Source organism: Anoxybacillus sp. P3H1B (assembly GCF_001560855.1).
In the GTDB taxonomy this organism is placed as follows: Bacteria; Bacillota; Bacilli; order Bacillales; family Anoxybacillaceae; genus Anoxybacteroides; species Anoxybacteroides rupiense.
Genome location: NZ_LPUG01000009.1, coordinates 658,407 through 670,524 on the forward strand (window position 1 = coordinate 658,407; position 12,118 = coordinate 670,524).

Sequence of the window (12,118 nt, forward strand, 5' to 3'; positions counted from 1 at the left end):
CATTCCTCCTTTAAAATCATGATGCCGATACATGTTCCTAAAAATAATCCGTCTTTAATAATAAAAATAAAATCGTTGAACCGCAATTACATTATTCACGAAAAAACCGATAAATATCTCAGGTGAAGATATTTATCGGCCCCCTGCTGACAAACGTTTTCATCCCGCATTACTCGCCCCGCTTGTCCTCTCTCATAAACGGCTTGTTTTGATTCGCCACTTCGCTCGACGGCGCTCCTTATCTGCCAAGCGTTTTTTAAATAATTCAAGGACAAAATGGAAAGAAAACAGTGGTAGACAAAGCCAATATGAACTTTGTCTACCGTACCATTTATCGATTTCTTCTTGTCATACTTTTTGCTTCAGCTCTTCTTTTTCTGTAAGAAGCTGGCGGACACGTTCCAATGCGCCGGGTTCGATTTTTTCAACAGTTGCTACCGCTTGTTCAAGCGCTTGCTCATAATCATAATTTCGAAATAGCATTTCAGCTTCTTCTAAACCCTCTTTTACGGATGGATGCCGACGGCGGTAACGGTTTCCATATTGAATGACTTTTTCCACCAGATCCGCCTGCTCGAGCATGACAAATGTGCGTTCACATACGCGTTCTACTAAAATTGACGCTTCTGCAAGCGTTTGATTGACAGCCTCCATATTCAGGGGCTTGTCGTTCAGACGCAAAGCCACCTTCGTCAAAAGCGCCTTTGCTTCATCGAGCTGCAGTTTATAAGCTTCTGGAAGACCCGGCAACCGGCTTTTTCTTACCAAACGAACCGCTTCCGATAGCTTTTTTCTCATCGACTCAAGCTGTTCGCGTGCAGCCAGCTCATCCTTGCGCAAAGCTTGAAGCATTTCCCGGAACTGTTCATGCTCTTCTTTCATTGTTTGGATTTGGGCAAAAAGCTGCTCTAACTCCTCTTTAATGACGGAATGCGCGGTTTGTTCTCCCGCCATTCGATCTTGAATTAATGCAAAACGTTTGACAAGGTGCTGAATTTGTTTTTCAATGCTGCGATGCTTTTCAAGATCTTGAGCAGACAAATGGTAGCTTTGCTGAACAAATAACGTTTCTGCTTCCGTCTGTTTTGATTCTTCGCTTAAATGATGCAGTTGCTCTTTAATATGAGGGATTTCTGTTTGCACATATTGATGTGCAAACACTTCTTTTTCGAGCAGATCGTAAAGAGTATCGATTTCTTCTTTTATTTCTTCAATTCCTTGCTTCGCTTCTTCAATGCGAAGATCGTGAATATAGCTGATATATTGCTTTAATTTTTCTTGCTTCTCAGCGGCTTCCTGCTCAATTTGAAGATGTTCAAGAATATAGCCCGTTTCCTTCATTTCTCTATACCCATCTAGAAGTTCAGTCAGCTGTGCCGGAATCGCTGTCTCGCATTCATTTAACAGCACAGGAATATCCTGAAGCATTTGCGCCAACTCACTCAGCTCGTTTTTTAAGCCAATTACTACTTCTCTTGCCGCTAAATAATTTCCTGAGCTGGTCAGCTCCTCAAATTTTTGAAATTCAGCATGGGCGCTTTCCATTTTTTCCGTTAGCTTTTCCTCAGCCGCTCCAAATGTATGACGATAAGCAAGCAGCGTTTTTTTCGTTTCTCGATAAGCCGCTTTAAGCTGCTCGATCTCTGCTCGATTCTGTTCTTCGCTGCCAATAAGATCGTTCAGTTCGGAGAGGATGGTTTGAATATCCTCTTCTACTTTTCGGAGCGTTTGTTCAATCTCGCGCAGCACACCTTTCGCTTTCGTATAACGATATTTTTCAAGAAATTCTTCCGCATCAAACAACCTTTCTTCCACTGCAGGAAGCTGAACGGCTGCAATGTCATCCCATTGCTGACGCCATTTTTCAAATAGCTGCTCTGTCTCCCCTGTCATATTCAGCTGCTTTACTTTCGAAAGCTCATCCGTGACAGGACGATTCATAATGGCGATTTTCCATGCTTCCAATCGATCAATCTCACGATAGATTTTCTTTTTATAAATGTAGTTATATATCATCCCCCCGCTAACGAGGAGTAAAATCACAATTACAATTTCCATAAAGAGCCCCCTTGCACCCGAGTTAGTCGATTCAAAATAAAGAGTGGTTTATCGAGAAGGCAAAAGCATTGAAATAATGTTTTTTTAATGTTTTTATGATACCATGTTAACGACACTTTTTGACCAAAATTTTTAATTTTTTTTACAGAAATCTTCATTTTTTTCACTATAAAAGCGAACAGGGGGAATCTATTTTGCGCGATGGGCACATTCATACGCCGTTTTGTCCGCATGGCAGCCGCGATTCATTTGAGCAATATATCGAACGAGCGATCCAACTCGGATATAAAGATATTTCATTTACCGAGCATGCTCCATTGCCAGCAACGTTTGTCGATCCTGTTCCCGCTCAAGACAGTGCAATGCCATTATCACAGCTCGAAAGCTATTTGGTCACATTGCAAAATTTAAAGTATCGCTATAAAAGCGACATTACGATTCGGGTGGGACTTGAAGTTGATTTTATTGCTGGTTATGAAGAAGAAACAGCCCGTTTCCTTGAAACAATCGGTCCTGAACTGGATGATAGCATTTTATCTGTACACTTTCTCCCGCTTGATGATCAATATGTTTGCATTGATTATAGCGCTGATATGTTTTCTAAGATCATTCAAGCTTTCGGCTCGATTGACCGCGTATACGAAGCCTATTACCAAGTGCTGTTGCAATCTATTGCTGCTGATCTTGGCCCGTATAAACCAAGACGAATTGGCCATATGACATTAATTCAAAAGTTTCAAAAACAATTTCCTTGTTCCGTTTCGCTGAAGGAGCACATCCTGTCCATTCTTGACGAAATTCAACGCCGCCGTTATGAAATAGACTACAATGGAGCAGGAGTGAAAAAGCCGCTCTGTCAAGAACCTTATCCGCCTCATTGGGTTGTTGCTGAAGCCATCAAGCGAAACATTCCACTGATTTACGGTTCGGATGCTCATTGTGCCGGCGATCTTCATCAAGGAAGAGACATGATGATGGCTCGAGCACTTTTTATTTGAAATTCTTTTTCTATCGTCATAAAATAAGCGCATATCCAATTTCTATTCATGCAACTTAAAGATTAAACAATCGGTGCCTGCAAAAACGCACGGTCGGGAGACAAGTTGGTAACTTGCTTCGTTCACCCGATCATCGACTGCTCACATAAGAGCATATGTTGAGGGATCAAGTGATATCGATCATCGTTGCATGTCATAACTAGCATCACGGGTTCGGATTGTTTTTTAGTCAGTAGATGGCCGGCAGCAAAACCATTTCATATAGGTCTGAAGACGGGTGGCATGAACTTTTGTCGCGTGTTTAGAAAGTCAGTGAACCTAGCTTCGACCGTCTTTTTTTCTAAGACTACCATTAAATCCTCAAGATGCATGGATACTATAAAAACTGATTTCATATTTCAGCAGAAAAATTGATTGTAATCAATCCGACATCAGTATGATTTTTTATTCATACTATCGAACATAGGAAGAAACGTCATCCATTAAACAAGGTTGGCCCTCCTTCTCTTTTTTGTCGCCTGCTAGTAGGGCAATCATGCGTATAAACGCTTTTCAGGTAAAAAAAACAGTCAATGGCTTGCCGTGATCACCGCAGCAAAACAAGAGCATCATCTGCTCATTGGGGGATCCATGTTAATGCATCAAATGACGGCTATATCCCCCTAAATATTGCAACAACGAAGGGAGCGATCTTATTGTTTCATGCCATCACTTATAACGGAACTAAAGAAGAAAATTACCATTTAGTGATTAAGCAGCTGCGCTCGCTAATGGAAGGAGAAAGCAATGTCATTGCTAATCTAGCCAACGCTTCAGCTTTGTTGTATCAATTTTTAGATGAAGTGAATTGGGTCGGCTTTTATCTAGCAGAAGAAGAAGAGCTAGTACTAGGTCCATTTCAAGGGCTTCCAGCATGCGTACGTATTCCATTTGGCAAGGGAGTGTGCGGAACAGCAGCAAAAAATCAACAAACAGAGCGCGTTCCTGACGTTCATCAATTTCCAGGACATATCGCCTGCGATGCCGCCTCTCAATCGGAGATCGTCATTCCTATCATAAAGAATGGAAAATTAATCGGCGTTCTCGATATCGACAGTCCAATCAAAAATCGTTTTGACGAAATCGATCAGCACTTTTTAGAGAAATTTGTAGAGACGTTAGCCGATTCTTTGTCATGATCCCCACCAAACACATAAAAGGAATCCATATATCAATTAGGATTCCTTTTATGCCTTATACTGATGATGATAATCTTTAACAAATACGCAATTTTTTCCTGACCGTTTGGCCATATAAAGGGCTTCATCAGCTCGTTTAAACAATTCCGTCGCTTCTTCATGACGATTTTTTTTCCAATAAGAAACACCACAGGAAACAGTGACAGAAGGATGGGTTTCCTCTCTCACCTTAATCGCAAGGCGATTGGCAACAGAAATGCCTTTTGTAAGACCGACTTTTGGCAAATAAATAGCCAGCTCTTCTCCTCCCCAGCGAGCGCCAATATCGCTTTCGCGAATGTTTTGCTTAATAATATCTGCTACTTGGATGATGACAGCATCTCCCGTTTGATGTCCGTATGTGTCATTGATTTCTTTAAAATTATCGATATCCACTAAAATAAACGTACCGAACGCATCTCTTTCCATTGATTTTTGGAGCTGTTCATCTAGATAATGACGGGAATACAATTTGGTCAAATAATCTGTCACTACGAGGCTTTCCAATTCCTCCCGCAGCATAGCATTGGCGAAAGCCAGCGTGGAATGATGAATTAATGATTGAAGCAGCTTAAACATTTCAAATGTAAAATAATAAGGCTGACGATGCAAAACGATGACGACTCCTTTTAATACTCTGTTTTGCACCATTGGAACAGCCATTAGCGAACGAAAAACAGGGGCGGATGACGATGCGTCTATTTTAGCCTCTCCTAAAAACACCATGTCCCGTTCTGTGCGAATTCGTTTTGAAACAAATTCAACATACTTTTTCCCTTGACGCGTGCGGAAAAAGGGTGTACTTCCAGGCTGTAGCTTTTTTTTATCAGAATCAAACAAAAAGAAACCGACTTCTTCGGCACCAAATGAAAGCTTAATCTGTTTGACCATAAATTCCAAAGCGTCCTGTAAGCGCAAATTAGCATTCAAACAATGCATCGTTTCGTTAATCAACTGCAAATCGGCAACAAGCCTGCGTGACTGCTCGTACAACTTCGCGTTCTCAAGCGCGCTTCCCGCAGTATTTGCCAACAATGAAATGAAATTAATTTCACTTTTCGGGAACTCCATAATATGTGGTGCAATAATTTCAATAACTCCATAAACACCTTGCGCACCTTTGATCGGTGCGTACAAAATTGATCGCTGAAGAGCAATAGAATCCTCAATTTGAACCTTTCCGGTTAAAAATGCCTGCATGGCTCCCATGTTTTCATCGGCATCTTCAAACATAATTGTTTTGATTGGCAAGCGGTCATGATATTGATGATCGTGGGACAAAAACAAATAGTATGTAAACGAAGGATAGACTTCTTGCAATGTTTCGATAATTTCTTCCAAAACATCTTCAATTTTCATTGATGCATGAATTTTAGTTGTGAAATGGTGAAGGAGCTCATATCGTTTTTCCTCTCCCAATCCTCGCGAAAATTTCTTCATTTTGCTAAACAACCGAGAAAAGTCCGCTTCAATTTGTTCGAGAAACGAAAGGCTCCATTGCCGCTTTATATAGATAAGCTGCAAAACCCCTAAAAACTCTTCAGAATGCCAAAGAACAATTTGTGCAGCTGTATATTGTTCATCGCGCTCATAGACATGGACTTTTTTCATCGAGCTATCTTCGTGAAATTTGATATTAGGTAAAAAGTCGTAAAAAGGTTCCCCTTCTTTTGTCGTAACTTCGGGATAAAAGACTTTTTTAAAAGGATCAAATAAAAACAGCGTGGCTTCCTCTAGCATAAACTCCTGCTTCAGCAATAGAAGCAAGTGCATCATAACTTTTGAAAAATGGTCGTACTCCTCATACGACAGCATCCAATCAAAAAACTTTTCTTTAAAAGCTGTATACGCCTCTTTCTCCTCTATTTTCATCATTCCATTCACCTGCATCTATAGTCTTGTCTCTGTAACAAAAACACCGCCATTTATTGAAAAGAGTGAAAGTTTTTTTCAAAAAATTACATCTTTTATTATACCATACGAACGGACTATAAAGAAATAAAATGTTGAGGTTGACTTTATTTTATAAAAATCATATAATATCGTTTGTGTAAAATATAGCAGCCTATGTGGTCACCTTTATTGGTTCATTTTGTTCCTCTTCGTCAAGAGGTGTATCGTGTAACTCTTAGCTGCTAGAGCGAGGATACATGAAAACAAAATGGCCTTAATTGTTGATTCACGTCTGCTTTTATTTTACCTAAAATAAAAGCAAAAGGAGGAGCATTATGGCTCGTTATACAGGTCCAACATGGAAAATTTCTCGCCGTCTTGGCATCTCATTAAGCGGTACAGGTAAAGAGTTGCAAAAGCGTCCTTACCCACCAGGCCAACATGGTCCAGGTCAACGTAAAAAACTATCTGAGTACGGCTTGCAATTGCAAGAAAAACAAAAGCTCCGTCATATGTACGGTGTAAATGAACGCCAATTCCGCAAAACATTTGACGAAGCTGGAAAAATGGCTGGTAAACACGGTGAAAACTTCATGATTCTTCTTGAATCTCGCCTTGACAACCTTGTTTACCGTTTAGGCCTTGCGCGTACACGTCGTCAAGCTCGCCAATTAGTGAACCATGGTCACATTCTAGTAAATGGAGGCCGTGTAGATATTCCATCGTATCGCGTGAAACCAGGACAAACTATTTCTGTTCGCGAAAAATCTCGCAACCTTCAAATCATTAAAGAAGCGTTAGAGGTTAACAACTTCGTTCCTGATTACTTAACATTAGATGCTGAAAAATTAGAAGGAACATACACTCGTTTCCCTGAACGCTCTGAGCTGCCAGCTGAAATTAACGAGGCATTGATCGTTGAGTTCTACTCTCGTTAATGTGAAAAATCCCTCTGGAGTATTCCAGAGGGATTTTGTTTACTATGATTTATATTGGATCAAATGGTACTTTTTCTTACCGCGTCGGATTACGGTAAACTGTCCTTCCACACGGTCCTCTTTTGTCAAGACTTTATTCACATCCTGTACCCTTTCGCCATTCACATAAATCGCGCCATTTGTTAAATCCTCACGCGCCTGTCGTTTCGATGAAACAATTCCGCTCGTGACAAGAAGTTCAAGAAGAGACACTTCCTCTGCTTCTCCTGTATACTCGAATGATGGAACATCGTGGAATCCTTGTCTAATCTCATCTGCTGTCAACTCAGAAATGCTGCCGCTAAATAAGGCCTCGGAAATTTTAATGGCTTGCCGCAGCGCCTCTTCTCCATGTACAAGCTTTGTCACTTCCTCCGCCAATGCTTTTTGCGCTGTGCGTTTTTCTGGCGCTTCCTGTAATTCTTTCTCTAGCTGTTCAATTTCCTCTTTTGTTAAGAATGTGAAATACTTCAAGTATTTGATCACATCCCGATCATCTGTATTAATCCAGAACTGGTAAAACTCATATGGAGACGTCTTTTCTTTATCAAGCCAGACAGCGCCGCTTTCCGTTTTACCAAACTTTGTTCCATCCGCCTTCGTGACTAAAGGAAGCGTCAAGCCAAATGCCTTCGCTTCTTCTTCCGTCTTGCGGATTAATTCTAATCCTGCTGTAATATTCCCCCATTGGTCGCTTCCGCCAATTTGCAGCCTGCAATTTTCATTTTGATATAGCTTTAGGAAATCAAAGGATTGCAAAATCATATAGCTGAATTCTGTAAAGGAAATGCCCGTTTCAATTCTCGATTGAACAGATTCCTTCGCAAGCATGTAGTTTAAGCCAAAGTTTTTTCCGACATCCCGCAAAAACGAAATAACATCCAAAGAACGAGTCCAGTCATAGTTGTTCGCAATTTTCGCTGGATTTTCCGCCGTATCAAAATCTAAAAAGCGAGATAGCTGTTCTTTGATTTTTTCGCTCCATTGCTGTACAATCTCTTTTTCGTTCAATGAGCGCTCGCTTTTCCTTCCGCTTGGATCACCGATGAGGCCGGTTGCTCCACCAACGAGCGCAATAGGAAAATGTCCTGCCTGCTGAAATCTTCTTAAAGTCAAAATCGGTAATAAATGGCCGATATGCAGGCTATCAGCTGTCGGATCAAATCCGCAATATAAGCTGATTTTCTCTTCAGATAATAATTTTTCTAGTCCTTCGTGATCTGTGACTTGATTGATAAGCCCACGCCACTCTAATTCATGAAGTAAATTCATGCGCTTCACCTCTCCATAAAAATTAAAAACTCGTCCCTCCACATTGAAGGGACGAGTGTTGATCGCGGTACCACCCTACTTAGAGAGCATTCTGCTCCCTCGCTTGTTTGGATAACGGCCTCTCACCGTCTTTTGCTACTAAGCATTCGCAGAGCCGTTCACAAAAGAAGCTCCAGGAGGTAATTCGCGTCTACCTTTGCACTGGTTCACACCAACCACCAGCTCTCTGAAACAGGGAGATAAACACTACTCATTCCTGTCATCGCTTAAATCATTCATTTTAGGATATACATGTTTTTACCACAATCCATTTGAATTGTCAAATATGATCGCAAAAAAGGACAAAAAGTCATAATATTTGACATTTTATATGATATAATAAAACTAATTTTTATTCCCTTACATTTGCCGTTACGTTAGCTCTCCAACCGAATGGAGTCGGCTTTTTCTCAAAAAAACCGAACGTCTTTTGCTGCATGATTGTGTAAAAGCCTTTACATGGAACGATTCGCTCCATCTATTCGTGAAGGATGGACTTCATGAACCGGGAAAGATGGATTCATTAGCATGCTTGTGGCGTAAGATCAAATCAGCTCATCCGTTGTCCTTGTGCTGCACGAAACCAAAAGCTCACGGTCGAAAGGCAAGTCGGTCATCTTCTGCTCACACAAGGATAAATGTTGAGGCGTCCATATTGCGTCATGCTCAACTTATACTGGGACATTCACATATTTTTTAAGACATACTTGATTTTTATGGAGGCAAACATGGAACAGCCAAGACAACCGTTTTCCCTGCAAAAAGCGTTGCGAAACCTATATATCACGTATGAAATTGTGTGGAATGTTTTTCTTGTGTTCATTATTTTGCTTATTTGCGCTGCCTGCTTTGCTTTCGGAGTCGGTGCTGGTTACTTTGCCTCTTTAGTAAAAAATATGCCGGTTCCATCGTATAAAGAAATGAAAAAGGATATTTACAACTATGAAGAAACGACCCATATTTATTTTGCTAATCAGGTATACTTAGGCAGCTTCCGTTCCGATTTAGAGAGAGAGGAAGTGTCGTTAAAAGAGGTGTCCCCCTATGTTATTCAAGCGATTATCGCTACAGAGGATGAATACTTTTATACGCATCGCGGCGTAGTTCCAAAAGCAATTGCGCGCGCTTTGTTTCAAGAAGCAACGAATTCCTCCATGCGCACAGGCGGCAGCACGCTGACACAACAGCTTGTCAAAAATCAAATTTTGACAAACGAGGTATCTTTTGAACGCAAAGCCAAAGAAATTTTGCTTGCCCTCCGACTTGAACACTTTTTCAAAAAAGAAGAGATTTTAGAAGCGTATTTAAATGTGGTTCCATTCGGGAGAAATTCATCCGGCCACAATGTTGCCGGCATTCAAGCAGCGGCAAAAGGGATTTTTGGCATTGACGCAAAAGATTTAAACCTGGCGCAGGCCGCTTTTTTGGCAGGTCTTCCACAAAGCCCATTCGGTTACACTCCGTTTACGAGCGATGGGCAAGTAAAAAAAGATCTTTCTCCAGCTCTGGAACGAATGAAGTTTGTATTAAAGCGAATGAAAAGATTAGGCTATATTTCTCAAAGCCAATACGAAGAGGCTTTGAAATATAAGATTGCACAACATTTTGCACCGCCGCAGCCATCGCCATTTGAAAAATATCCATGGCTTACAATGGAGATCGAACAGCGATCAAAAGATATTTTAGCAGCTGTTTTAGCGCAAAAAGATGGTTATGAGAAAAAAGATTTACAAAACAATGCTCCCCTTTATCAGGAATATATAGCGAAAGCAGAAAAGCAACTGCGGCAAAATGGATACGATATTTATACGACCGTTGATCAAGATATTTACGATCGCATGCAATCGATCGTCGCCAAGTATCCGTATTTCGGCCATGACGTGATCAGAACAGAAACCAATCAAGCGGGGCAAACCGTTCAGAAGACCGAACCGGTGGAAGTTGGAGCCATGCTCATTGAAAATAAAACAGGAAGAATCATCAGTTTTGTCGGCGGTCGAGACTACCACCGCCAGCAATTAAATCATGCGACGCAAGCCTATCGTTCAAATGGCTCCACAATGAAACCGCTTTTAGTTTATGCGCCAGCTATGGAAATGGGGGTTGTTCAGCCTGGTTCTGTCATTCCCGATGTAGATCTGTACGTTTCGACACCGAGCGGCCCATATCGTCCGAAAAACGCCGATCGCCGTACGCACGGGCTTGTATCCGTGCGACAATCTTTGCAGTATTCCTACAATATTCCGGCTGTCAGAACCTACATGAGAACGATTCATCAACGGCCGATCGCCTATTTAGAAAAAATGGGATTTACCAGCCTGACCCAATCGGATGCCTCCAACCTCTCGTTAGCTCTCGGAGCTTTAACAAAAGGGGTAACGGTCGAAGAGAACGTGAATGCATATGCGACCTTCGGCAACTCTGGAGCGTTTGTCGATGCTTATTTAATTGAAAAAATCGTCGCTAAAAACGGGGAAATCGTCTATCAACATCATAGCACTCCTATTCCCGTCTTCTCCCCGCAAACTTCCTATTTAATGATCGATATGATGCGCGATGTTATTCGCCAAGGTACAGCGGCATCCCTTCCGTCATTTTTAAAATTTCAAGCTGACTGGGCGGGAAAAACAGGGACGGGACAAGACAATAAGGACGCGTGGTTTGTCGCTACTAATCCTAATGTCACGTTTGGCGTTTGGATGGGCTATGATACACCTGCTCCATTGGAACAAACATATAAAGGGCTTTCTTACAGTAAACGAAACTTGTTGCTCTGGGCACAGCTAATGAATGCAGCTTACGATGTCAAGCCAAGCTTGATTGCTCCAAAGCAACGGTTCAATATGCCAGGTGGAATTGTCCGCCGTGCCTATTGCTCGGTATCCGGACTTGTTCCATCAGACAGCTGCCAAAAAGCTGGATTAGTACGCTATGATTTATATAACACCAAGTTTACACCAAGAGAAGAGGATCGCTCCTTAACAAACGGGCGCTTTGTTGAAATCAATGGAAAGCGTTATGTAGCACTTGCTACAACGCCACGAGAATTCACAAAAGATGGAATTATATTAAGCAAGCAGATGCTCGACAAGCTCGGTATTAAGGAAGCAGATGCTGCAAAGCTGTTTCCAGATTCTTATACAGCAGCTGAAGAATTAAAAGAGAATGGCAAACGGCCAGATTCCCCTACAGCACGCTGGTCCAATCAAACATTGATATGGTCTGCCCTCCGTGAACCTGATGTCATCGGGTATCGAGTATACCGAGCGATTCATGAAGGTGCTTCGTTCCAAATGGTCGCAGCCATTAGAGCCGGCCAGCCGCTATCCTTTAACGATGGATTAGGCTCTGGTGTTTATTATGTCACGGCCGTTGATATTGCTGGAAAGGAATCCTCTCCTTCCAATGTGGTTGTCAAACAGACGAAGCCGGCAGAAACACCAACAACAACCAAACCATCCTCCTCGGCTCCTGCCTCAGAGGATGCACCATAGATACATTTTATACGTAATAACGAAAAACGGCTGACCGAATATTTGATATGCTCCCCCTAAGGTAGACAGATTAAAAAATAAAAATCTGTTTTCTCTTAGGGGGAGTTTTTCTGTGTCTGGCAAACATTATTCTGAAGAGTTTAAATATGAAGTTATTAAAGCTTATGAGA

Annotated in this window: 7 protein-coding genes and 1 other annotated feature; of the genes, 4 read left to right on the top strand and 3 right to left on the bottom strand. The window is 41.6% G+C overall.

Annotated features, from left to right (window positions below):
• Nucleotides 1-348: 348 nt before the first annotated feature.
• Nucleotides 349-2,058 carry a septation ring formation regulator EzrA gene (ezrA, locus tag AT864_RS03525; RefSeq protein WP_066146477.1) on the bottom strand — a complete coding sequence of 570 codons (1,710 nt, stop codon included), beginning with the start codon at nt 2,056-2,058 and terminating at the stop codon, nt 349-351.
• 194 nt (nt 2,059-2,252) lie between these two features.
• Here ezrA and hisJ point away from each other — a divergent pair, with 194 nt between their 5' ends.
• Together hisJ and AT864_RS03535 are read left to right on the top strand one after the other, a co-directional pair.
• The gene (gene hisJ, locus AT864_RS03530) at nt 2,253-3,056 is read left to right on the top strand and encodes a histidinol-phosphatase HisJ (protein WP_066146481.1); all 804 of its coding nucleotides are present in this window, start codon (nt 2,253-2,255) and stop codon (nt 3,054-3,056) included.
• Nucleotides 3,057-3,751: 695 nt separating this feature from the next.
• Complete coding sequence (locus tag AT864_RS03535; protein ID WP_044745915.1) at nt 3,752-4,234, top strand: GAF domain-containing protein; 483 nt, start codon at nt 3,752-3,754, stop codon at nt 4,232-4,234.
• A gap of 48 nt (nt 4,235-4,282) precedes the next feature.
• Here AT864_RS03535 and AT864_RS03540 read toward each other — a convergent pair whose 3' ends face one another.
• The gene (locus tag AT864_RS03540; protein WP_066146484.1) at nt 4,283-6,145 is read right to left on the bottom strand and encodes a sensor domain-containing diguanylate cyclase; all 1,863 of its coding nucleotides are present in this window, start codon (nt 6,143-6,145) and stop codon (nt 4,283-4,285) included.
• A 356-nt stretch (nt 6,146-6,501) separates the two neighbouring features.
• On the opposite strand from AT864_RS03540, the gene rpsD reads away from it, so the two are divergent.
• On the top strand, nt 6,502-7,104 hold the full coding sequence (gene rpsD / locus AT864_RS03545; RefSeq protein ID WP_044745913.1) for a 30S ribosomal protein S4: 603 nt from the start codon (nt 6,502-6,504) through the stop codon (nt 7,102-7,104).
• Between the two features lie 42 nt (nt 7,105-7,146).
• On the opposite strand, the gene tyrS is transcribed toward rpsD, so the two are convergent.
• On the bottom strand, nt 7,147-8,415 hold the full coding sequence (gene tyrS / locus AT864_RS03550) for a tyrosine--tRNA ligase (protein ID WP_044745912.1): 1,269 nt from the start codon (nt 8,413-8,415) through the stop codon (nt 7,147-7,149).
• A gap of 44 nt (nt 8,416-8,459) precedes the next feature.
• Nucleotides 8,460-8,687 (bottom strand) — a binding site (T-box leader).
• A gap of 495 nt (nt 8,688-9,182) precedes the next feature.
• On the opposite strand from tyrS, the gene AT864_RS03555 reads away from it, so the two are divergent.
• Nucleotides 9,183-11,948: a transglycosylase domain-containing protein gene (locus tag AT864_RS03555; RefSeq protein ID WP_066146490.1), complete on the top strand. Its 2,766-nt coding sequence runs from the start codon at nt 9,183-9,185 to the stop codon at nt 11,946-11,948.
• The last annotated feature ends 170 nt before the right edge of the window (nt 11,949-12,118 follow it).

What these genes read in the sequence shown, in the direction of transcription:
- AT864_RS03555 (WP_066146490.1), top strand. Translation starts at nt 9,183, where the DNA reads ATGGAACAGCCAAGACAACCGTTTTCCCTGCAAAAAGCGTTGCGAAAC.
- ezrA (WP_066146477.1), bottom strand. Translation starts at nt 2,058, where the DNA reads ATGGAAATTGTAATTGTGATTTTACTCCTCGTTAGCGGGGGGATGATA.
- tyrS (WP_044745912.1), bottom strand. Translation starts at nt 8,415, where the DNA reads ATGAATTTACTTCATGAATTAGAGTGGCGTGGGCTTATCAATCAAGTC.
- AT864_RS03540 (WP_066146484.1), bottom strand. Translation starts at nt 6,145, where the DNA reads ATGAAAATAGAGGAGAAAGAGGCGTATACAGCTTTTAAAGAAAAGTTT.
- rpsD (WP_044745913.1), top strand. Translation starts at nt 6,502, where the DNA reads ATGGCTCGTTATACAGGTCCAACATGGAAAATTTCTCGCCGTCTTGGC.